At 59.6% G+C, this 21,762-nt stretch carries 18 protein-coding genes; 7 read left to right on the forward strand and 11 right to left on the reverse strand.

Annotated features, from left to right (window positions below):
• Window positions 1–28 precede the first annotated feature (28 nt).
• The 5 genes from ASG55_RS19615 to ASG55_RS27535 form a co-directional block, all read right to left on the reverse strand.
• Complete coding sequence (locus tag ASG55_RS19615; protein WP_056789428.1) at window positions 29–625, reverse strand: glutathione S-transferase; 597 nt, start codon at window positions 623–625, stop codon at window positions 29–31.
• Window positions 622–4,263 (reverse strand): AAA family ATPase, encoded by a 3,642-nt coding sequence (locus tag ASG55_RS19620; RefSeq protein ID WP_056789431.1) that lies wholly within the window; start codon window positions 4,261–4,263, stop codon window positions 622–624. Before ASG55_RS19620 ends, ASG55_RS19615 begins: the two co-directional genes overlap by 4 nt.
• Complete coding sequence (locus ASG55_RS19625) at window positions 4,260–5,504, reverse strand: exonuclease SbcCD subunit D C-terminal domain-containing protein (protein ID WP_056789434.1); 1,245 nt, start codon at window positions 5,502–5,504, stop codon at window positions 4,260–4,262. The genes ASG55_RS19620 and ASG55_RS19625 overlap by 4 nt, the downstream gene beginning before the upstream one ends.
• Window positions 5,505–5,581: 77 nt before the next feature.
• Window positions 5,582–6,712: a hypothetical protein gene (locus tag ASG55_RS19630; RefSeq protein WP_082530316.1), complete on the reverse strand. Its 1,131-nt coding sequence runs from the start codon at window positions 6,710–6,712 to the stop codon at window positions 5,582–5,584.
• Window positions 6,713–10,076: 3,364 nt separating this feature from the next.
• Window positions 10,077–10,808, reverse strand: a complete 732-nt coding sequence (locus ASG55_RS27535) for a toxin VasX (protein WP_330219660.1) — start codon at window positions 10,806–10,808, stop codon at window positions 10,077–10,079.
• 711 nt (window positions 10,809–11,519) lie between these two features.
• Between ASG55_RS27535 and ASG55_RS19640 the strand changes: the two genes are divergently transcribed.
• The 7 genes from ASG55_RS19640 to ASG55_RS19675 all read left to right on the forward strand — a co-directional run bounded on the left by ASG55_RS19640 (window position 11,520) and on the right by ASG55_RS19675 (window position 14,824).
• Entirely contained in the window at window positions 11,520–11,996 is a 477-nt protein-coding gene (locus ASG55_RS19640; RefSeq protein ID WP_056789437.1) for a hypothetical protein, read from the forward strand.
• Window positions 11,997–12,425: 429 nt separating this feature from the next.
• Window positions 12,426–12,854, forward strand: coding sequence for a hypothetical protein (locus ASG55_RS19645; protein WP_056789439.1), 429 nt, complete (start codon window positions 12,426–12,428; stop codon window positions 12,852–12,854).
• Between the two features lie 12 nt (window positions 12,855–12,866).
• Window positions 12,867–13,103: a hypothetical protein gene (locus ASG55_RS19650; RefSeq protein WP_236708183.1), complete on the forward strand. Its 237-nt coding sequence runs from the start codon at window positions 12,867–12,869 to the stop codon at window positions 13,101–13,103.
• A 23-nt stretch (window positions 13,104–13,126) separates the two neighbouring features.
• A complete protein-coding gene (gene cdiI / locus ASG55_RS19655; protein WP_056789442.1) occupies window positions 13,127–13,489 on the forward strand; it encodes a ribonuclease toxin immunity protein CdiI in 363 nt (120 codons plus the stop codon).
• A 72-nt stretch (window positions 13,490–13,561) separates the two neighbouring features.
• On the forward strand, window positions 13,562–13,873 hold the full coding sequence (locus ASG55_RS19660) for a hypothetical protein (RefSeq protein ID WP_056789445.1): 312 nt from the start codon (window positions 13,562–13,564) through the stop codon (window positions 13,871–13,873).
• A gap of 148 nt (window positions 13,874–14,021) precedes the next feature.
• A complete protein-coding gene (locus tag ASG55_RS26880; RefSeq protein ID WP_150740990.1) occupies window positions 14,022–14,231 on the forward strand; it encodes a hypothetical protein in 210 nt (69 codons plus the stop codon).
• 290 nt (window positions 14,232–14,521) lie between these two features.
• The gene (locus ASG55_RS19675) at window positions 14,522–14,824 is read left to right on the forward strand and encodes a hypothetical protein (RefSeq protein WP_056789452.1); all 303 of its coding nucleotides are present in this window, start codon (window positions 14,522–14,524) and stop codon (window positions 14,822–14,824) included.
• Window positions 14,825–14,914: 90 nt separating this feature from the next.
• On the opposite strand, the gene ASG55_RS19680 is transcribed toward ASG55_RS19675, so the two are convergent.
• From ASG55_RS19680 to ASG55_RS19705, 6 genes are read right to left on the reverse strand one after another with little or no spacing between them, the layout of a single operon-like run.
• Window positions 14,915–16,546 carry a BatD family protein gene (locus ASG55_RS19680; protein ID WP_056789454.1) on the reverse strand — a complete coding sequence of 544 codons (1,632 nt, stop codon included), beginning with the start codon at window positions 16,544–16,546 and terminating at the stop codon, window positions 14,915–14,917.
• Window positions 16,543–18,279 carry a vWA domain-containing protein gene (locus tag ASG55_RS19685; protein ID WP_056789457.1) on the reverse strand — a complete coding sequence of 579 codons (1,737 nt, stop codon included), beginning with the start codon at window positions 18,277–18,279 and terminating at the stop codon, window positions 16,543–16,545. The genes ASG55_RS19680 and ASG55_RS19685 overlap by 4 nt, the downstream gene beginning before the upstream one ends.
• Entirely contained in the window at window positions 18,276–19,355 is a 1,080-nt protein-coding gene (locus ASG55_RS19690; protein ID WP_056789460.1) for a vWA domain-containing protein, read from the reverse strand. Before ASG55_RS19690 ends, ASG55_RS19685 begins: the two co-directional genes overlap by 4 nt.
• Complete coding sequence (locus ASG55_RS19695; protein WP_056789462.1) at window positions 19,348–19,845, reverse strand: DUF4381 domain-containing protein; 498 nt, start codon at window positions 19,843–19,845, stop codon at window positions 19,348–19,350. The genes ASG55_RS19690 and ASG55_RS19695 overlap by 8 nt, the downstream gene beginning before the upstream one ends.
• Window positions 19,842–20,786: a DUF58 domain-containing protein gene (locus tag ASG55_RS19700; RefSeq protein ID WP_056789465.1), complete on the reverse strand. Its 945-nt coding sequence runs from the start codon at window positions 20,784–20,786 to the stop codon at window positions 19,842–19,844. The genes ASG55_RS19695 and ASG55_RS19700 overlap by 4 nt, the downstream gene beginning before the upstream one ends.
• A gap of 5 nt (window positions 20,787–20,791) precedes the next feature.
• Window positions 20,792–21,751, reverse strand: a complete 960-nt coding sequence (locus ASG55_RS19705; protein WP_007913915.1) for an AAA family ATPase — start codon at window positions 21,749–21,751, stop codon at window positions 20,792–20,794.
• Window positions 21,752–21,762: the final 11 nt, after the last annotated feature.

Below are 21,762 nucleotides of genomic sequence, written 5' to 3' on the forward strand. Positions count from 1 at the left end.
CGTGGGAACGATCAAGAGGGAGAGAGGGTTACTTCTTCATGATCGAGGTGAACAGCTCGGATTCGAGCAAGCGCTGCAACCAGGCTTGCAAGCGAACATAAGGCGTCTGCGCGAACCACTCGCGATCAACGTGAGCGAACTGCCGGACGAAGGGCAGCAGGGCGATGTCGGCGAGGCTCGGATGATCGGCCAGCAAGTACTCACGTCCTTCAAGCAGCTCATCCAGTTTCTGCAGAAATAACGCACCTTCAGCCCGATAAGCTTCCATCGGCTGCTCAGGGTAACGCTCGGCGTACTTGTAGCGATTCAAAGCCGATTTGAAAATCTGATCATTGCCTTCAATCAGTTTCTCCATCCACAGTGCCGCGAACGAATCACCGGCCAGCAACCAATCATCCGGATCATTCTGCGCCAACGCCCAGCGCATGATCTGCAGACTCTCATCGATCACCACGCCATCGGCATTCAGCACCGGCACCGTGCCCTTGGGCGAGAGCGCCAGCATCTGCGCCGGTTTGTCCTTGAGACTGACTTCGACAATCTCCACCGGCACGCCCGCATAACGCAGCGCCATTCGCGCACGCATGGCGTAAGGGCAGCGGCGGAAGGAGTACAGCGTGTTCATTTCACCTCCAGCGTGCTCAAACCATTGCCCTGGCGCCGCACCTGAATCTGCACAGGAATCCGTTCGTGCATTTCCTGCACATGGGAAATCACCGCCACCTTGCGGCCCTGCGCCTGCAAGCCATCGAGCGCGTCCATGGCCAGTTGCAAGGATTCCGGATCAAGGCTGCCAAAGCCTTCATCGATAAACAGCGATTCGATTTTCAGCGTGCTCGACGCCATCGAAGCCAGACCCAGCGCAAGTGCGAGTGATACGAGGAACGTCTCGCCGCCCGACAACGAATGCACCGAGCGCAGTTCGTCGCCCATTTCCGTGTCCATCACCAGTAGGCCGAGCATGCTGCCGCCGCGTTTGAGGCGATAGCGTTTGACCAGTTGGCGCAGCTGCGCGTTGGCGTGATGCACCAGCAGGTCGAGGTTGTAGGCCTGGGCGATCTTGCGGAAGGTGTCGCCGGTGGCCGAGCCGATCAAGGCACTGAGTCGCGCCCAGCGTTGATACTCGGCGTAGGCGTCAGCGATCTGCCGGGCCAACGCCTGATTGGCGTTCTGTCGGCGCTGGTCTTCCGCCTGTTCGGCGCGCAGTTCGGCGCACTGCTGTTCGCTGACGGCGAACTGGTTTTGCAGCTCGGCGAGGGCGCTGTCCAGCTGTTCGGCGTCAAGATTGCCGTCCTGCCGGGCCTGGTGATCGAGCAGGCGCTGATCGCGCTCTTGCAACAAGACCTGGGCCTGTTCGATGGCTTTTTCGTTGTGCTGAAGGGTCTGACGCAGGTCGGCGACTTGCGCGTCGTCGAAGCGCAGTAAGTCTTCCAGGCCGCTGTCATCCAGTTCCGGGTGGCTGGCGCGCCAATCGGCGATCTTGCCGGCGAGTGCCTGTTCTTCAGCCTCCAATGCTTGCAGGCGATCCTGCTGTGACTTGAGTTCGGCTGCGATCTGCACCAGCTGCGTGCGCACGCTTTGCAGCTCTTCAGCCGTACTGGTTTCGGCGACGCGCGCCTGTTCCACCGCATGTTCCAGCTGCTGCTGCCAATGCTCGGCGCTGCTGTGCTCGCCAAGTAACTGCGCGAGCTTTTCCTGACAGCTTTGCTGCTGCTCGGTCAGCGTGGTGAATTGTTGCTCGGCGCTGTGCAGTTGCTGAGTGCGCAGCTGTTGGCGATCCTGTTCTTTCTCCAACGTCTGCTGGCGTTGCTGCTGTTCGCTCAGCTCTTCCTTTTGCTGCTCAAGCTGGGCCAGACGCTCGCCGATCTGCCGATCCAGCTGCATGAACGTTGCCGCCGGCTCAAGGCGCAAGGCCTCAAGCGTGTCGGCGGGCAGCAGCGGGCCAAACGCGGCGAGTTCTTCTTCAAGACGCTGACGGTCGCTGTTGAGTTCATGCTGCTGATGGCTCAGCTGTTGCGCCGCTTGCTGATGCGCCACCTCGGCCTGACGCAATTGTTGCGACAAGCGCGCCGCGTCCTGTTGCAAGGTGAGCAGGGCACTTTGGCGTTGTTCGTCTTGAGTGATGCTCTGGTTCAACTGCTCGGTCTGGCGGCTGAGCCAGGCGTCGCGTTTGTCGGCGTTCTGATTGAACAGTTGCGCGGCCAGCGGATGCGCGTCGAGGCTCGGCGCCAGGGCTTGTTGTTGCGCCGCCAGTTGTTCCTGTTGCTGGAGCAATTCTTTCTGTTGCGCGATCACGCCACCGACTTCGCCGCGCAGCTCGATCAGTTTTTCCTTGAGCTGATCGACCACTTGCTGGGCGTTGGCCTGTTCGCTTTCATCGTGACGGCCAAGGCTTTGCAACAGCGCTTCGGGCTGATGATAGGGATGCTCGTTGCTGCCGCAGACCGGGCAGGGCTGATCGTCCTGCAACTGCGCGCGCAACTCTTCGACACTGGCACTGCGCGCCAGCCGCTGACGCTCGAGCAGTTCGCGAGTGACATTGAGGGTCTGCTCGGCGACGGTCAGCTCGGCCTTGGTTTTCACACCGTCCTGGGTCAGACGTTCACGTTGCTGCTGCGCGTCGAGCTGACGTTGTTGCAACTCGGCGCTGCGCTTGTCGAGATCCTGCTGAGACGCCCACAGGCGCGACAGGTCTTCGATTGCGCGCAGCTGTTTGCGGTTGTCCTGCAGCAAAGTGCCGAGCAGGCCGATCTGTTCGGCCACCGCATCGGGCTCGGCGCCGGCCTCTTTGAACAGCACTTCCAGTTGCTGTTTGTGCGAGGCCAGTTGCTCAGCACTGCGCGCGGCGTTCTGTTCGAGGGACGACAGTTCGGTCTGGCCCTTGTTCATGCGGTTGCCGATCAGCATCAGCTGTTGCAGACGGTCGCGATAGGCGCTCCAGGCATCGCTCAAGGGCGCCAGATGGGCGCTCTGCTCAAGCTCGGTGGCGATGCGTTGCAAGCGTGCGGCGACTTCAGCCTGTTTTTCCTGCAAGGCCTGAATCGCGCTCTGGCCATCCTTGAACGCTTGCTCGGCGGTTTGTCGGGCTTCGGCGCTGCTGGCAGTGTCCTTGATCAGACGGGCGAGGGTGCTTTGCTCTTCGAATGCCTGACGCAGCAACGGCGCGTTTTCGCTCTGGCGTTGTTGTGCTTCGCTGAGGGCGACTTTTGCTGTATCGAGGTTTTGCGCCAGTTGCGTCTGGCGTTCGCCCAACGCGGCGTGTTGTTGGGTGTGCGCGGCAATCTGCGTCGCCAGTGGCGTCAGCAGCGCATCAAGCTCGGCCTTGCGCGCGAACTGATGGCGCTGCGGGCCAAGCTGTTCCAGACGCGTCAGTTTTACCCGCTCGCCGGCCAGTGCCTGCCATTGCTGCTGCGCGGCTTGCAGTTGTTCGCTGGCGGCTTTTTGCGCGTCCTGCAACTGACGCAAATCCTTCAGCCAACCGTGTTGTTGCTCAAGCTGTTTGAGCTGCGCCTGTTGCGCCTTCATCTGTTGCTGCGCGGTGTTGAAACGCTCGTCGAGTTCGGCGCGGGCTTCCGGCGCCAAAGGCGTTACCCCGGTAGCCTGATCCTGCAACAGCTTGTGCGCTTCGCGGGCTTCTTTGGTCTTGTCGAAAGCGCGGCGGCCGAGGCGGGTGTAGAGCGCGGTGTCTGTGAGTTTTTCCAGAAGTTCACTGCGGTCGTTGTCGTCGGCCTTGAGGAACGCGCTGAACTCACTCTGCGCCAGCAGCACAGCGCGGGTGAACTGTTCAAAGTTGAGGCCCAGCGCGGCTTCCAGCTGGGTTTTGTATTCGCCTTTCTGGCTGGCGAGCAGTTGATCCTGATCGATGTCGCGCAGGCTCTGCCGACTGGCCTGGAGCTTGCCGCCAGCCTTCTCGCGAGCACGATTGGCTTCCCAGCGCGCGCGATAGCGGCGGCCATCGACGCCGACAAAATCCACTTCGGCATAGCCTTCACCGGTGCCACGCCGCAGCAAGGTGCGCGGGTCACCAGTGGCGATTTCACCGTCAGCGTCGGGGACTTTGGCATCGCGACCGGTGTTGTTCAGGCGCGGCACGGCGCCGAACAGCGCCAGACACAACGCATCAAGCAGCGTGCTCTTGCCAGCGCCGGTCGGGCCGGTGATTGCGAAAAGGCCGGCGCTGGCAAGCGGTTCGGCGGTGAAATCGATCTCGAAAGGACCGGCCAGCGAGGCGAGGTTCTTCAAACGAATGGCGAGAATCTTCATGGCTGCTCGCCCTCCAGTTGCACGTCCTGCAGCAGTTCGGCGAAGTCCTTGAGCGTCTGCTCGTCGACCTCGCTGCCGTAATTGTCGAGCCAGGCGCGGCTGAACAATTCCTGCGGGGTGAGCTGGTCGAGTTCGATCAACGTGCTGCCGTCATCGCTGCCATCGGCGCCACGATTGCCGGCGTATTCAGCGGCGATGCGCACCAGTCGCACGGCTTTGCCTTGCAGTGCGGTTTCCACTTGATGGCGCAGATCCGGCTGCGGCTCATCCAGACGCACGCGCACTTCGAGCCAGGGCTGGCGCTGGGTTTCGGCGAGCAGATCGATGTTCGGCAGGTCGGCCAGTTGCAGCAGAATCTCGGCCAGCGGCGCCGGGCCGATGCGCTGCAGATTGACCGAGCGCGGGATCAGTTTCGGCTCGACGCTGACCAGAGTTTCACCGTCCAGGACCACATCGAGAATCTGATGCTGATAACCGATTTCGGAGAACGACAGCGGAATCGGCGAGCCGCTGTAGCGAATGCGCTCCTCGCCGTTGACCTTCTGCGGCTTGTGCAAATGGCCGAGGGCGACGTAACTGATGCTTTCGCCGAACAGGCTGGCGGGCAGCGCTTCGGCATTGCCGATGATCAGGCTGCGCTCGGAATCCTCCGACACCGAGCCCCCGGCCATGTGCGCGTGGCTGATAGCGATCAACGCCTGCCCGGGTTGACGCTTGGCATTCGCCGCCGCGATCAGCCATTCATGCACCTGACCGATGCCGCGCAGATAGTTGTCACCCAGATGCGCGCCAGTGACTTCCGCCGGGCGCAAAAACGGCAGCGCCAGACACCACGCGGCGATTTCTCCTTGGGCATTCGGCAGCGGCAGCAGCAGGCGCTCGGCATCGAGTTGCCCGTCATCCAGCCACAAGACCCGACCCAACGCGTGAGTGCGCAAACGCCGCATCAACGGCGCCGGCAGCTCGATCCGCGAGCCGGAATCATGGTTGCCGGCGATCATCACGATGGTCAGCAACGGCTGCTGTTCGTGAGCGCTGACGATGAAGTCGTAAAGGCGTTCCTGAGCTTTGACCGGCGGATTGACCGTATCGAAGATATCGCCGGCAATCAGCAGCACATCCGGCTGCGCCAAGTGCAACTGGCGCAGCAGCCATTCGAGAAAACACGCGTGCTCGAAATCGCGCTCCTGGCCGTGCAGGTTTTGCCCAAGGTGCCAGTCGGAGGTGTGGAACAGACGCAAGGTGGACTCCGCATTTTGATCAAGAGGGTGGCCGCGAAGAAGAACGGGCGGCGAAAGGAGGGGAGTTTACTGGCAAATCACGCCCCTTGCCTTGTCGCGTGTCTGCTTGCACCGGCAGCGGCGAATATTTCGGTAATCGGCCGATGCGGGTGGCGTCTGTGCATCTGCCGCACCAGCTCGCTCATCCGCAACAACTCTTCGCTCGGCTTGGCCCATTGCTCTTTTGGCAATGGCTCGGACCATTCGCGCATGACTTCCGGCAGCGCCTGCTTGCCGATTCTTTCCAGCCGACGAATTTCCCATTCGAGCAGACGGTTGGGAATCGTCCATAGGGTCATGACGTGATACAGGTACCAGAAGAACCCCGACAACCGCGAGCGGCGGCCTTCATGGATCTCCTGATGCATCCGCGCGCGGGCATTGTGGAATGTATGCAGGCCTTCGTGGGGTGGGTCGTCCGGGCCTTGCAGATCCTGCAAATCCTGAATCGATTTGAGGTCGTTGACCTCGTACTCCATGTAACCGCGAATCGCTTCCCAATGGCTGATCGCGAGCTCCAGGCCGGCGCATTGGAATTCCTGGCTTATGAGGGTTTCACCTTGGTAGAAACCGATGCCCATGCCGTATTGGCGGTGAATGCCAAACTGGGTGGCGCCTTTGGCTTCGATGATCCAGGCGCTGAGCGATTCCCATGGAACGAAGACTGGTTCGGTGGCGCCTTCGGGCATGAAGCAGACTTCGCGGCGTTGGCGGTTGAAGCGGGTTGGGATGAGGGAGAGACGTTTTTTGTGGACGTGGTGCCAGACGGCCAGGCCGATACCCAAGGCCATAAAACCCGTTAATAACGCCAATTTGTAAAGGGCAAGAAAAACACCCTCAATAATTTCCTTAATGAACTCCCAGTTATCTCCAAACATGAGCCCAATTAAGCCTCCCACCAGTGGATATAGAAACGCGATCATGAATGTGCCACTGAACGGTCCTCCTAAAGTCACCTGCCACATAAATACCTGCGGGTTTCCCAACCCGAAGTCCATGTAAACACTGTTTAGTACCCCTATATGAGGCCCGTAGGGTGGCGTTTGTGTTGGTAATGGCAAGGGCGCGAGATAGGTAATTTTTCCACTCGGAAACGGCTCAATAAATCCCGCTTGTTTCGGCAGTACAAATGCCACTCTTGGTGTTTGTTTGTCGTTGCTATTGCGCATGGTCGGCTCGCTCCAGATACTGGATTTCGACCTTCACAAGTGGTGGCTTTTCTTTGACAAACTGAGGTGCAACTACGGCGTAGTGTCCGTCTCCACGAGGATCCAGATGGATTACTCGGGTTCGTGACTGCCACTCACCCCTTTTGTTCATAGCCTGAATGCACACCGCCAACTCCAGTGTTTCTTTCGCCGGGACGAATTCAGAGTCGGAATTTGTGGGGTATTGAAGACAGAGCACGAGTCCCTCCGAATTGGACTTGACGATGCGCAGGCTATTCACAATTTCGTTGCTGATGACATCTCTCCGCTCCCGTGGAACTCCTCTACTGTGCAGCGGAGTGGAAATGCGGTGTGCGCCGATACCTAGCCGGCAGCTTGGTTCACTGCCAAGGGGAGGTAACAAGTCATTCAGCGTCAGTCGAGGCAGCACCAGATGAATATCGCTGGTCTTGGCTATGACCAGCAGATCTTTCAGCCAGTAGTCATGCGGATTTCTCCCAAGTTGCGCGTAAGGCGCGTGAATTAAAAAAGCCAAGTAACTTTGATAGTCATCAAATGTGTGGTCACCACGCATCTCGCCATCCCTGCTCCATGGTGTGATTGTCAGCCATTTATCGTGGGCACTGAGGTTGAAGCGGCTATACAACCAACTGCCGCTGAGCTCCAGGACCGTAAATAGCGCGCCCGCCAAGTTGAAACGGAAGAACACCGTAGAAAGGCGTGTACCCGCAGCGGCCCACGCGGCAGTTCGTGCAGCACCGTTTGGCGCCACAATCACGGTATAACCTGCGTACAGGGTGTGACCCAAACCATATGCGTTGACGGTTGTCATTCCGCTGGAACCCAAGGTGCCCAGTGCCGCTGCATTACCCGCCGAATGGCTTCCACTACGAATCGCCTGCTCCCAATTTTTGCGCTGCGTAACAAGACTGTTCGCAGACGATGCCAACCCTGCCAAATAGGTGAAAAAACCTAATCCCACATGCAGTTTCCCCAACTGCACATGCACGTTTTTCAGCGCCGCCTGCTGAAGATTCGTCGCCAGAAATGAACTGCGGTTTTTCAAGGCTGTATCCCCAAGACTTTGCGCGGCAGTAAATCCTGCAGCCCCAGTAGCGACAATCGCATTGGCGAATGGCTGCCAAACTCGTTTATTCGCTGTTTGCCTACGCAGTTCACGCAAAGCCCCCACCAAATTCACCACCTGCACCAACACCACCACCAACCCCATCCCCTCCGTCCGCACCAGACTCGCCTTCGAAACCCCCGCCACTCCCGCGCGAATATTCTCCAGCAACCCGCGCAATTCCCCTTGCTGCGCCGGCGGAAACACCACCGTCAATCCCGCTTTCGCCGGGGTGGCGCCATACAGTCGCGCCGAGCGATCAGGTAACTCATCAATCGGGCTTAACGCTGCCGCGAGGCGGCCTTCGAACAGCGCCAATTGCGTGCGCACGCGGACGATTTCCTGCTGCAATTCCACCGCCCGGGCGGTTTTGTGGCCTTGGCGGTTTGCCGCGAGGCGGCCTTCGAACAGCGCCAATTGCGTGCGCACGCGGACGATTTCCTGCTGCAATTCCACCGCCCGGGCGGTTTTGTGGCCTTGGCGGTTTTTGTTGTGGGTGAGCTGGTTGCGTTCGCGGTTGAGGGTTTTCAGGTAGTCGCGCTCGCGCAGCACTTCCTTGATCGTGGCTTGCAGCGCCGCTTGYTCCGCCGGGGTGGATACGGTGAAGGTCACGCCGCTGGTTCGCGCGGCGTCGAASACGCGCAGGCGCAGGGCTTTGGGCAGGCGCTGGAACAGTTCGTCGAGGTCGGGRATTTTCTCGCCGGCRAGATCAAARCCTTCCAGCGCCCGGCTCAGGCCGAGGTTCAGCGCCGGGCTGTAGGTGTCTTGCACGGCATCGGCGAGGACKCGGCTGTGTGCCGGCAGATCGTCGAGGGCTGGAAGCTGTGGCTGCTCGATGCTCTGCAATTTGGCCAGCCAGTCCGGCAGGTTGTTGAACATCGCCATGCCGGCGTTGAACAGCGTTGAATATTGCCCGGCCTGTTCGGTCTGCATGCGCAGCGGCAAGGTGTAGAACAGCGGGCGGGTCAGTTGCGGGTGTTGTTCGAGGTAANTTGAACAGCGTTGAATATTGCCCGGCCTGTTCGGTCTGCATGCGCAGCGGCAAGGTGTAGAACAGCGGGCGGGTCAGTTGCGGGTGTTGTTCGAGGTAACCGAGCATTTGCTCATTGGCCGCGTCGCCACGGCCGATGTCCTTGAGGCAAGCGTATTCGCTGGCGAAAGCCTGATCGATCTGCACTTGCCCGTCGAAATACCACGCCGAGCGATGGAAACGCCCGGCGCACAGCAGTTGCGCGCGGTCGGCGGTGATGCGTTCGAGCAGGCGATTCCAGCGTCCGAGGTTGTCGCGATGACTGTTCAGCACCTCGTCCATCGCCGGGCGGTCGATCAGGTCGTTGATGCCGCGTTTGCCGCTGAGCAACGGGCCGTCGAGCACGTCTCTCATGCGTCGGTTCTGATCTTTGCCGAGCTCGACCAGTGTGCTGAGGTGGCGCTCGACGAAGTCGGCCGGGGCCACTTCAACAAAATATTCACGGGTGTAAAAGCGCCGATCTGCCTCGGCGGTGACGCGAGCATGTGCGGTGAAATCCGGGGCGACGCCGTCGAAACGGTTCAGCGCCAGCGACTCGTCCAGTGCCTTTTCGCGAAGCTGTTGCAACTCAGGCGTGGCTTCGCCTGCAACTGGCTCGAGCTCACCACCCTTGTTCAAATACTCGAGCAGCGCCTGCCGGGTATTTTCCCGATCCGGTTCGGGCAATTGCTCCAGTTCAGCAAACAATGCCTGGGCGCGCGGATCGTCGCTGGCCTTGGCCNTCGAGCAGCGCCTGCCGGGTATTTTCCCGATCCGGTTCGGGCAATTGCTCCAGTTCAGCAAACAATGCCTGGGCGCGCGGATCGTCGCTGGCCTTGGCCAAAGTGTCGAAGTCCTGAGATCCGAGCTGGCTCAGCGACTCGATGTAACTGGCCAGCAGATAGTCGCGCTCGTTGTTGTCGGTGTTGCTCCACTGCTCGATCCAGCCGACNGCCAAAGTGTCGAAGTCCTGAGATCCGAGCTGGCTCAGCGACTCGATGTAACTGGCCAGCAGATAGTCGCGCTCGTTGTTGTCGGTGTTGCTCCACTGCTCGATCCAGCCGACTACCAGGTCCTGATAATCGGCCAGGTCGCGCATCACCCCAAGGTCGTCGTTGACCAGCAGAAACAGCGTGTCGTCCTGATAAGGTCCGCGCACCCGACCAAGAAATTCGCCGATATGCGCCTCGCGAAAACGTCGCGGGTTTTCCCACAGATAGGGTTCACGCTCATGCTCCGGCGCATCGCTGACCTGCACCGCCGGCATCCGCGTGGCGTCTGCCTCGGCCAGCGGTTTCGCTGTGCAGGCCACTTCCGCCAGCCACTGTTTGGCCTGGGCCACGGTAAGCAGATGCTCGCCGCCGATCAGACAATGCACCGGGCCGAGATCGACGGCCTGCATGAAGTGCTCGCGTTCCTGCGCGCTGTCCAGCACCTGTCGGCATTTCGCCGCGCTCAACTGCACGTCGGCAAAGGTCACGTAAAGGGTGCTTTTGCGCGAAAAGATCAACGCCGGACGTTCTTCGATGGCGCTGCGCTGATCCTCGCTGACGCTTTTGCCGCGATGCAGCAAAGGTCACGTAAAGGGTGCTTTTGCGCGAAAAGATCAACGCCGGACGTTCTTCGATGGCGCTGCGCTGATCCTCGCTGACGCTTTTGCCGCGATGCAGCAATGCGCTGATGACACCTTCCAGCACGCGGTATTCGTAGAGCTCGCCGCTGAGACTGTCGACGATGTACAGCCAACCGTCGCGCAGGCGGCGGATGCCCATGGGGCGCGTGGTCAGGGTGTACGGCAGCGTGATTTCGGTGCTGGGGTCGAAGGGTTTTTCCACCAGGCCGTACGCGAGGGGCAACAGTTGCACGTGGGTGTTGCGCAAGGGGCAGGCGGCGGGGCCGATGATCGGGGCTTTGGACGCTGCGGCTGCCGCGAGGTTGGCGGGGTGCATCATTGAGCACATTTCCCTGTGTCTGTTTGTGACAGAGAAATGTGCGTGTATCTGGAAAACGACAGCAGTCAGATCTTTCTGTGTTTTGCGTAGGAATCGAACACTCGGGATGAAGCCTACAAGGGATCGTCTGAAATCTTACAGAGGTTGCTTCGGATGAATCGTGAGTAGCTCGAAATGCGTACCCGCGGTCGCCAACCGACGCAGGGCAAACAGAGCCTTTAACAGGCGCATTGCCCGAGGATACGGGCTGTACCGCTCATCGAAACCGATTGTTCAAGCCATCCATTGATTGACGCCAAAATAGTGGCCACCTAATATCGTTCCGGATGATGCGCCATTGTAGAGACGCCAGCGACTCTTTGCGCTCATTCGCGCCGCTGTCCGGCCGAGCATGGCACCTGATCAGATCGATTATTGCCCGTTACAGGATCTTCTACATGGACGTCCGTCGTACGTATTCCTCGCGCACCAGTCTCCTGCCCCTGTGGGCGAACTCATCAGTTCATTGGCATGCCCAAGCGCGGACAGACGTTCCTGCTGGCAAACATCATGGTCTTGCAGCCACTATGAGCGCAGGCCGATGGCATCGTCGTTGCCAATCCCAGTATCTCGCTGGATCGTGCGGGTGATGGAGCAGAACCAGGGACAAACCAAGTTCTGATAAACAGAGATCTGTCCCCCAGGTCCCCTACGGCGAAAATCGTGTCTGGAGCCCATGCAATGCATCTGATCAACTCTTTACCCTTCGTCATCGACGCTGAACCCTATGACGCGTGGAAGCAGCAATGGGCAAATCAGGAAGGCCTGGATATTCATTCGTATATCAACGACCAATGCCACCCGGAACAGATATTGATGTTTTCCACGTTGCTGTTCCCGACGTTCATCGAGTCTGAGGGAGGCGTCTTCCTCGAGCGAAATTTTTCACACGAAGCGTTCGCGCGCTGCGTGAACCTGGCCGCTGGCGACATGGCGGAGGTTGAGCGGCTTATGAATTGTGTGAAGATTTATGATGTTTTTGGCCAATACGGAAATGGTGTATCGCCCAGAATATTTCTTCAGCTGTGCGAGATGATCGGGTTTGCCTGGCGAATGGTGCTGAAGGAGAAATTCCCGGACACATTATTCACTGTCGAGGTGTCGAACTCGGATGAGGATTACGGCCCGGTGGTTACGTTTTATCAGGTGAAACAATGATTGATCCCATTCCCAACGCTCGCTGATAAAAGATTTTTTGTCTTGATGTGCCCGTCTCAAGACCGTGTGCGAGCAGTTACTTTTCTTGAGTTGAGCCACCAATACAATGCCTAAATTTTCCTGTGTGTGCGGTCAGATAATCAATTTGTCTCATGGTATGTCCGAGTCCGAGTTTTCAATGGTTGCCGAGCGAAAGATAGATGAGCTGGGTGCTGCCTTGGCAGATCGTTGGTTGTCAGAGGAAGAGTTCTATCAGCAGATAGGAGCGGGTGCTACTACTGTTTATCGATGCAATAAATGCGAACGACTACATATTGATCAAGGTGGCGGTAAATTTTCTTCCTATACCAAGGAAGTACGTTAGGGCGCGCCCACATGCGTTGCGGGGAAAGAGTAGAAACTGGATTGTTCGCCAGCAAGAGGCTTCAAATGGACTTTTCAATTGCGGAATACGGATTGGTCGGCCCCCTGAATGGAAAACTGTCCAGAGCTCAAGTGCGCGAAATTCTGGGAGCCGGTTTCGAAGTGTTCTGGAAAACAACTGACTCCTTGAATACTACCGATGCTTATATTCAGCTCGATCTTCATGTCTACTACGACGAGCGAGATATAGTTAAAGGGGTAGAGTTTTTCGAAAGAAGCACGGTGTCCTGGAACGGCCACAAGCTGGTAGGCGAAACATCCACGGACGTGTTGGCTTTGTTTCGTCGCCATGGTATTGACCCCGTCATTGACGATGACGGATTTGAAGTCGGTGAGTTGGGGATGGGGTTTTACGTTGACGATGACGACGACTTGATCACCACTTTATATATCAATCTGCGCCGCGAAAATTCATTCAACGGCATCGTGCTCTAACAGGAGCCAGAGATGATCATCTGCCCAAGATGTCAGCAGGATTACATTGTCTGTGCCCATGTCAAGGCCACTGGGAAAGAGTTATTCATGTGCCCAGAGTGCGACGCTACCTGGTTTTCAGTTGAGGCGATCGGCGTTGCGCCTTTTCTGGACTTTGGGACTTATATGGAAAGCATAGGCTTGTCGATGCTGTGGGACGAGTTGGACATTGTTCCCGATTCAGAAGACTCAAGAAATGACAGTGTATGATCCGGCAATGAAGTGAGGTTGTTATGAAGGAGTTGTTCGGTCAGCCATACCGCCAGTCAGACCCTTATTGGATTGTCAAAGGGTATTTTGACCGGATGTATGATGATGGCCGTTTCATCGAGGCTGCGGGCTATATTGCGAGGCGTTGGGGGTTCAGTGTTGATGGAGCATACTGTAACTTTCCTGATGTAAATAGCTCATTTGAAGAGGGCCATTTCGAAGGAGTGGAGTTTTCTTATGAGTATCCCTCTAGCGATGCAGACACAATTATTATCAGTGAAGAGGTCTGCATGGAATACCTTCGGCTAGCTTGTGATAAGTACCTACAGCGTCATCCTGAATATAAGGCGAAAGTCGATGTTCTCTTGAGCGGGAGCCATGTCTGATAAGTAAAAAGTGTGCCATTTGTTCAGCGCAGCCAAAAGTTATCCGATCAAGAGAAAGTTGAAAGATGAAAGATGAAAGATTTCGAGTCAGTAAAGAAACTGATTATCCAATTGGTGAAAGATAAAGCCGGTGATTTTGATGGTGGCAGTTGGGAAGCTGATTACAAGCTGAACTGGGAAGACGAGTTAGCGGAAAGGCTAGCAAACGCTTTCTACAATATGTCCAGAGCGGCATCCGCCAAAGAAAATACAGATGATGTCATGTTGAAAGCCGCGTTGCTGAATTCACGAACGGACTTCATGGATCTCGCCAATTTTTTCAGGGATATTTTCGAAGATTTGGATGCACTGCTGCGCAAGCCAGTCTGGCCGGATATTCCATAAGGATTTGATTATCAGGGCTACCACCAGTGAGTTATCCATAGGTGCAGAATGCGACGACATCGGGTCTTTAGTAAGGGGCGCGGGCGTCAAGCCTGACCATCTTGGAAGGACTCGCGCATCTTTCTTGGTTCAGGAGATCCCGGAAAAGATGACATTGGTATTTAGTTTTTTAAGTCGCGGTGATCTCGGATTGATTCACGCTGGCATGTCCCGAGAAGAATCAAGGAAGGCGCTTGGTGATCGGTTTGAGGCGTTTTACAAAGCCGAATATTCGACAGTACCGACCGACGCTTACGATGATTTAGGCGTGCACGTTTACTTTGATGAGCGCTACCGGGTCTTTGGCGTTGAGTTTTGAAATGGAGTGAGCTTGCTTGGGACAACCAGAAACTGGTCGGTGAGAATGCGCTTGTGGTTCGACAGTTTTTGGCCAAGCGAGGAGAGGTTCTGGTTTTCAATAATTCAGGCTTCAGTGTCACTGGCGTGGGTTTAAGGTTTTATGTGCCTGATTTCGGGGGAAACGACGCCATCGTTGAGGCTGTCTAAGTAGAAGTTGGTGGCGCATGAGGAGAGGCGCGGGAAACAAATAGCTTATGGATTGGACATCTCAGAGGAACTCAGCTTCAGTCGCAATCTGGAGGTTTTACAGTGATTACCGAAGACATAAAGATCGTCCAAGAGATCTTCCAGGTGGTCGAAGCCGGCATCGTCCATGGCTATGGCGCGTTCCGTTATGGCGTGGAGTTGGGGGAGGGCTACATCGAGACGGAGCTGTGCGTTGAGAAAGATGGCGTCGAGGACTGGAACGCTGAAACTGATATTAACGGGGCGATTATCCTTCGTTTGGTCGACCAGCTTCAGGAAAACGCAGTCAAGCGTGGCGAGCCATGGAAGTCATTCGTCCTCTCCTATCGAGAAGGCGAACAAGTCAAAACGAAATTCGAGTATTGATTCCGGACTTTCCGATCAAAAGATCGCAGCCTTCGGCAGCTCCTACACACAATCCGTAGGGATCTGCCAAAGGCTGCGATCTTTTGCTTTTCACTTCGGATAAAGCGGCGGCAATCCACTCTCACTCACCGGATCCTGCACGCGCTCGGCGGCGGGAATCGTGCGGATCGCCCGCCACAAATCCTCACCCTGCCAGTGCTGTCCCGTCTCGCTGTACAGCGCTCCATTCAACCCATCCAGCGCATCCGACAACGGCACAAACCGCGCCGCCATATCCGCCAGTGTCTCCGGCTGTTGCCGCGCCCAGGCGTCCAGTGCCTGGCGGGTGGCGTGGGGGTCGTTGGCCTGGCTGGCGCGTTTGATGTCGTCGAGCAGGGTGCGTGGGCTCGGGCCGGTCTGGGCGGCGCGGTGGATTGCCGGTTGCCAGCGGGCGCGCCACCAGAGGCCGAAGCCGAGCAGGGTGGTGCAGGCGAGGATCAGGGTGCTGAGTTTCCACCACCACAGGGTGTCGTTGTCGGGCGTGCTCGGTTGCAGGGTGCCGGCCGGGGTGTCGATTTGCAGGCTGGGGTTGTTCGCCACTTGCAGGGTGCGCGCGGGCAGGCTGCTGTGTTCGAGGTGGTCTTCGAAGGTGTTCCACCAGACCACGTCGACGGTTGGCAGGTCGATCGCGCCGCTGCGGCTTGGCACCAGGGCTTCGCGTTCTTCGCGGCTGCCGATGATCCCGCGGTCGCTGCTCTGGTTGCTCAGCACCGGTTGGTCGGGGTAGCGGCGCAGGCCGTTGACGTCGGTGGCGGGCAGGGCTGGCAGTTGCGAGCTGGCGAGGCCTTCGACTTTCAGGGTCAGGCTGCGGGTCAGGGAGTCGCCGACCTGAGTGTGATCCGGTTCCGGGCTCCAGCTTTCGCTGAGGCTGAGGTTGCGCGCCGGCAACCATGGCGCATCGACCGGGTAGGTCAGCGGTTTCGGTTTGACCGTCAGCGGAATCGACGCCGAGCTGACGCGCATCAGTTTGCCGGGTTTCGGCCCCGAGGCGTCTGCCGATGGCGCGGTATCCACCAGCGTGGCGCTGAACGTCTGCGGCGCGATGGTCAGCAGGCCGCTGTGCTGCGGATAGATCGCGTAGCGCATCTCGATCACGCCGTGGCGCAGACCGTTGATGTCTTTCTCGTAGGTGCGCGTGTCGCCAAGTTGTTCGATGCGCGCATCGGCAATTTGCAGCGGGCTCAGGCTGCTGTCGTCGTACAGCGAAACCGAGTGGTAGATGCGCAAAGTCAGGATGGCCTGGGCCTGCACGTAGACGCTGGTCTGATCGAGGCTGGCTTCGATGAACACCGGATCAAGGCTGTTGCTGTCTTCGCGGTTGTCGCTGGCGATCACCTGCACGGTGATCGGCTGGCTCTGTGCTTCGCCCAGTTGCAGCGGCGGAATCACGACGCTGCCGTTTTCTTTCGGCAGCAGGGTGATGATCCAGCGTGTGGTCGCGCGGTTGTCGCCGTTGAGGGTGTTGAGCTGGTTGACCTGGCGCGTGCCGCGCACTTCGAACAGCGCTTCCAGCGCCGACAGATCGGGCTTGCCGAACTGGGTGACGTCGTCAGTTTCGAGGGTGAGCTCGACCGTCTCGCCGGAGTTCAGGCGACTGCGATCCACGCTGGCGGTCAGCTCGGCCGCCTGAGCGGTGGCCGTGCAGATCAGCAGGGGCAGCAAGAGAGCGGTGAAGCGGGTCATCGATTGTTTTCCTGATCCTGATGTTGTTGCTGTTCGTACCAGAATTTGCGCCTGAGCAGTTCGCCCGGGTCGTCCGGGATCTTGCCCAGCCATTGTTCGAGCGCCTGACGCTGCTCGCCTTCGAGGTTGTTCTCGCTCGGGCGCAGGGTCGGCACCGTGTCGGTTTCCTCTTCCTCGTTGCTGCCGGGGATTTCATTGGGGCCGGGCAGCGGCGGGGCGGTTGGCGGCGGTTCGCTGGCCGACTCGGCCGGTTGCGCCTCGCTCTGGGTTTCACTGCTCACCGCCGGAGGGGGCGCGGTAGTGGGCGATGGCTCATCGCCGGGCAGACTTTGTTCGTTCGGCTGGTTGTCCGGTTCGGGCGGCGGCGGGGCGTTTTTCTGCTTCAGCAGGTTTTCCACCAGCGCCTTGTTGGTCTGCGCCGGACGTAGATCCGGTTGCAGTTCCAGCGCCTGTTCGTAGGCGTCGATTGCTGCTTCCAGCTCACCGCTTTTGGCCAGGGCGTTGCCACGATTGTAGTGGGCGCGGGCATCGCTGCCCTCGGCAAAACGCTGAGCGGCGCCACTGTAGTCGCCGGCCTCGTACAACGCCACCCCTTGCCATTGATGATCGTCAAAATGCTGCGCGGCTTCGGCCGGGCGTTTCTGCTTGAGCAGGTGCAAACCTTGCTGGTCGGGTCGCAACCACAAGTCTTCGAAGTCGAAAGCGTAGCTCGGTTGCGGCAGGCACCACAGCAGCGGCAGGCAGAACAGCCAGCCGCGACGCCCGGCACAGGCGGCGAGCAACAGCAGCGGCAACAGCAGCCAGTAACCCTGATCGGCCCACGTATCGAGGCGCACGGTCTGGCCGTCGTCGCGCAGGCTGCGCGGGCCGTTGAGCAAACCGAGAGCGCCAAGATCAGCCTCGTCAAGACGCGCCGGGTGATACTCGCCGCCTACGCTGTTGAGGAAAGTCGCGAGACCAGGGCTGTCGAGTTGCGGCACGCGGATCGCGCCTTGCTCGTCCTTGAGGAAACTGCCGTCCTCCTGGGCAATCGGCGCACCTTCGGCGGTGCCAATGCCGAGCATCAGCAGTTGCGTGGACTCGCCATTGAGCGCACGGCGAATGCCGCGCCGTTCCTCTTCATTGAGCGACGAACCAATCAGCAGAATCCGTCCCTGTCCCAGCGCACCTTGCTTGAGCAACGCCAGCGCCTCGTCCACGGCCAGATCGGCGCGGTGGCCGGCTTCCGGCATCAGCGATGGCTTGAGCGCGTCGAGCAGGTTGCGACTGGTTGCCAGATCATCCGACAGCGGCACCAGCGTGTGCGCGCTGCCGGCATAAACGACGATGGCGGTCTGCGCATCGCTGCGCGCCTGCAACAGGTCGAACAGCTTGCGCCGCGCCTGTTCCAGACGCGTCGGCGGCGAGTCGGTGGCGAGCATCTCCGGGGTCAGTTCGAGCACGACTACCAGCGGATCGGCGGGTTTCTGGCTGGTCTGTTCGACGCGCTCCCAGCTCGGCCCGAGCAAGGCCAGAATGGTCAGCAACCACGCCACGCCTAGGGCGATCCACGGCAGTTTGCTCTGGCGACCGCTGCCGCCACTGAGCAGCGCAGCGTGAAATGCCGGCGGCAGAATCATCTGCCAGCGGCCGGCGCGTTTCTGCCGGTGCCAGAGTTGCCAGAGCAGCCAGCCGAGCAGCGGCAACAGCAGCAGCCACCAAGGGCGGAACCAGTGCGGCCAGAGCGCGATCATCGGCGCCTCCGTAGGCGCAAACGCTGCAAGCGCTCACGCCAGTCCGGCAGCGGACTTTGCAAATACAGTTGCTTGGTAAACAGGCGTTGCAGCGGGTTATCCGGCCACAGTTCGCGGACGACCAGCAACAGACTCAACCACAGCGCCAGCGCCAGCGGCCAATGATACAAGGCTTGCGCCGGGCGTGCCTGAGTCGGTTGCTGAGTCACCGGTTCGAGCTGATCGAGGGTGTCCTTGATCGCTTGCAGCTCTTTGCCGTCATGGGCGCGGAAGTACTGGCCGCCGGTGATTTCGGCGATGGCCTTGAGCGCCGGTTCATCCAGATCAAGGCTCGGATTGACCCCGAGCAGGCCGGTCGAGCCGCTGTCCTCGGGATTGGCGCCGATGCCGATCGGATAGATTCTGACGCCTTCGCTGGCGGCCAGTTTTGCGGCGGTCAGCGGATTGATTTCGCCGCCGTTGTTGGCGCCGTCGGTGACCAGAATCAGCACGCGACTTTGCGCCGGGCGCAGGCGCAGGCGTTTCAGGGCCAGACCGATGGCATCGCCGATCGCGGTGTTTTTGCCAGCGATACCGATCCGCGCTTCGTCGAGCCAGATGCGAACGGTGCGCCGGTCAAAGGTCAGTGGTGCTTGCAGGTAGGCCTGACTGCCAAACAGGATCAAACCGACGCGGTCGCCGTCGCGGCTTTCGAGGAAATCGCCGAGCAAGTGCTGCACCAGCGACAGGCGACTGACTTCTTCGTCCTGCCACTGCATGTCGGGAAAATCCATCGAACCGGACACGTCCACCGCCACCAGCAGATCACGGCCACTAGCGGCAATCGGCAGCGGTTCGCCGAGCCATTGCGGGCGCGCGGCGGCGATCAGCAAGATCAGCCACAGCAAGATAAACGGCGCCTGCTGCCGCCACGCCGGCAAGTTGGCGCGGGCGCGGCGGCGGGCGAGGCCTTCGAGGTCGGCGAGGAAACTGACTTTCAATGCCGGCTCGCCGCTGTCGGCCACCGGCAGGATCAGACGCATCAGCCACGGCAGCGGCAACAGCACAAAGATCCAAGGCCAGGCGAACTCAAACATGTTTGCGAATCCACGTGTCGACCGCTTGGGTCAGGCCGGCGATGGCTTTGTCATCGAGTTTGCATTCCGGTTTGTACGCGCCTTCGACCAGCACCATCCAGCGCGTCAGGCCGGCAGCCGGGCAGCGGTTATCGAGGAAGGCCAGCCATTTGCGGCCGTTGAGGGTGTGACTCTGGCTGTATGGATAGTGGTTGCGGCACAGGCGTTTGAGCAGGCCGTTGAGTTGTTGCAGCCAAGCGCCGGCCGGAGCGCCGTCGTAAGGCTTGGGCATTTGCGCCAGTTCGGCGAGCGCGGCGATGCGTACCGGGTCCAGCGGCTGCTCGGCGCGCACCACCGGGCGTTTCTTGATCGGAATGAAACGTCGCAACTTCCACACGGCAAAACCCAGCAGCGGCAACAGCAGAAGCAGCAGCCACCAGCCCGGCGCCGGCGGCCAGAAGGCGATCGGCGGCGGTGAGATCAGCGGCTGCAGTTGGTCGAGGCCGTTCATCGACCTTTCCCCGGACGCTGCGGGTTAAGGAACTCGCGCATCTGCTCGACCATTTCGCTTTGCGTGCTCAACGGCATCAGCAGCACCCGCAGCTTTTGTGCGAGCAATTCCCAGCGAGCGATGCGCGCTTCGGCCTGGGCGCGGTAGGTCTGGCGCAGGTCGAAGTTCAGCGTGTCGATTTCCAGCTGCGCGCCACGCTCGGCAAAGCGCAGCAGGCCGGCAGCGGGCAGGGCGTGATCGAGTGGGTCGGACAGCGGCAACATCAGCAGATCGCAATGCCGCGCCAGCAGACTCAATTGCTGCTCGGCGCTGTCGGACAACGCGCGTTCGTCGCAAATGACGATGGCCAGACTGCCCGGCCGCAGCACTTCCCGTGCGCGGCGCAGGGCCACGCCGAAGGCATCGCGATCCGGCTCGCGCTCGCTGTGCAGCGATTGATTGACCTTGACCAGCCGGTTGAGCAATTGCAGCAGGCTCTGCTTGCTGCGCCGAGGCTTGATTTCGTAGTGCTCGTTGTCGCCGAACACCAGCCCGCCAACGCGGTCGTTGTGCCCCAGCGCGGCCCAGCCGATCAACGCTGCAACCTGCGCCGCCAGCACTGACTTGAACATCAGCCCCGAGCCGAAAAACAGCCGCGTGCTTTGCTCGACCATGATGAAAATCGGCCGCTCGCGTTCTTCATGGAACAGCTTGGTGTGCGGCTCCTGCGTGCGCGCGGTGACGCGCCAGTCGATGGTGCGCACGTCGTCACCGGCCTGATACACCCGCACCTGATCGAAGTCGACGCCCCGGCCACGGAATTTCGAGTGATGCAGGCCGATCAGCGGGCTGCGCTGACTCGGCGTGGAAAACAGCTGCACCTCGCGCACGCGGTGGCGCATCTCGATCAGCTCGGCGAGGCTGATGCGGATACCGGATTCGGAGGGCAGGGCGGCGTTCATGGGGGTCAAGCGACGGCGACGACGTCGAGAATCCGCTGCACCACGCGGTCCTGATCGATGCCAGCGGCTTCGGCTTCGAACGACAGAATGATGCGATGGCGCAACACGTCGAACAGCACGGCCTGAATGTCTTCCGGGCTGACGAAGTCGCGACCGGCCAGCCAGGCGTGGGCGCGGGCGCAGCGATCGAGGGCAATCGAACCGCGCGGACTGGCACCGTAAGCGATCCATTCGGCCATTTCCGGGTCGAACTTGGCCGGGTTGCGCGTGGCCATGACCAGTTGCACCAGGTATTCCTCCACGGCGTCGGCCATGTACAAACCGAGGATTTCCTTGCGCGCGGCGAAGATCGCCTGCTGGCTGACCCGACGCTCGGGCTTGGTCTCGCCATTCAACGCCTCGCCACGGGCCTGTTGCAGGATGCGCCGTTCGACAGCGGCGTCAGGGAAGCCGATCTTGACGTGCATGAGGAAACGGTCGAGCTGGGCTTCCGGCAGCGGATAGGTGCCTTCCTGTTCGATCGGGTTCTGCGTGGCCATCACCAGAAACAGCGGCGACAGCTCATAGGTGCTGCGCCCGACGCTGACCTGACGCTCGGCCATCGCTTCGAGCAAGGCCGATTGCACCTTGGCCGGCGCACGGTTGATTTCGTCCGCCAGCACAAGGTTGTGAAAGATCGGCCCTTGCTGGAAGACGAAGCTGCCGGTTTCCGGACGGTAGATTTCGGTGCCGGTGATGTCAGCCGGCAGCAGGTCGGGGGTGAACTGAATACGATGGAACTGGGCTTCGATGCCCTCGGCGAGTTCTTTGATCGCTTTGGTCTTGGCCAGACCGGGAGCGCCCTCGACCAGCATATGGCCGTCGGCGAGCAGGGCGATGAGCAAGCGCTCGATGAGTTTTTCCTGGCCGAGAATCTGCGTTGAAAGAAAGGTTCGCAGCGCCAGCAGCGCTTCACGATGTTCCATCGGTGACTGTT

This window comes from Pseudomonas sp. Leaf434 (assembly GCF_001425545.1).
Taxonomy (GTDB): domain Bacteria; phylum Pseudomonadota; class Gammaproteobacteria; order Pseudomonadales; family Pseudomonadaceae; genus Aquipseudomonas; species Aquipseudomonas siliginis.

Bases quoted from the DNA above. Each gene is read 5' to 3' on its own strand.
- cdiI (WP_056789442.1), top strand. From the start codon at position 13,127: ATGAAGGAGTTGTTCGGTCAGCCATACCGCCAGTCAGACCCTTATTGG.
- ASG55_RS19700 (WP_056789465.1), bottom strand. From the start codon at position 20,786: ATGAACGCCGCCCTGCCCTCCGAATCCGGTATCCGCATCAGCCTCGCC.
- ASG55_RS19695 (WP_056789462.1), bottom strand. From the start codon at position 19,845: ATGAACGGCCTCGACCAACTGCAGCCGCTGATCTCACCGCCGCCGATC.
- ASG55_RS19660 (WP_056789445.1), top strand. From the start codon at position 13,562: ATGAAAGATTTCGAGTCAGTAAAGAAACTGATTATCCAATTGGTGAAA.
- ASG55_RS19645 (WP_056789439.1), top strand. From the start codon at position 12,426: ATGGACTTTTCAATTGCGGAATACGGATTGGTCGGCCCCCTGAATGGA.
- ASG55_RS19650 (WP_236708183.1), top strand. From the start codon at position 12,867: ATGATCATCTGCCCAAGATGTCAGCAGGATTACATTGTCTGTGCCCAT.
- ASG55_RS19685 (WP_056789457.1), bottom strand. From the start codon at position 18,279: ATGATCGCGCTCTGGCCGCACTGGTTCCGCCCTTGGTGGCTGCTGCTG.
- ASG55_RS27535 (WP_330219660.1), bottom strand. From the start codon at position 10,808: ATGTGCTCAATGATGCACCCCGCCAACCTCGCGGCAGCCGCAGCGTCC.
- ASG55_RS26880 (WP_150740990.1), top strand. From the start codon at position 14,022: ATGACATTGGTATTTAGTTTTTTAAGTCGCGGTGATCTCGGATTGATT.
- ASG55_RS19680 (WP_056789454.1), bottom strand. From the start codon at position 16,546: ATGACCCGCTTCACCGCTCTCTTGCTGCCCCTGCTGATCTGCACGGCC.
- ASG55_RS19615 (WP_056789428.1), bottom strand. From the start codon at position 625: ATGAACACGCTGTACTCCTTCCGCCGCTGCCCTTACGCCATGCGTGCG.
- ASG55_RS19690 (WP_056789460.1), bottom strand. From the start codon at position 19,355: ATGTTTGAGTTCGCCTGGCCTTGGATCTTTGTGCTGTTGCCGCTGCCG.
- ASG55_RS19705 (WP_007913915.1), bottom strand. From the start codon at position 21,751: ATGGAACATCGTGAAGCGCTGCTGGCGCTGCGAACCTTTCTTTCAACG.
- ASG55_RS19620 (WP_056789431.1), bottom strand. From the start codon at position 4,263: ATGAAGATTCTCGCCATTCGTTTGAAGAACCTCGCCTCGCTGGCCGGT.
- ASG55_RS19640 (WP_056789437.1), top strand. From the start codon at position 11,520: ATGCATCTGATCAACTCTTTACCCTTCGTCATCGACGCTGAACCCTAT.
- ASG55_RS19630 (WP_082530316.1), bottom strand. From the start codon at position 6,712: ATGCGCAATAGCAACGACAAACAAACACCAAGAGTGGCATTTGTACTG.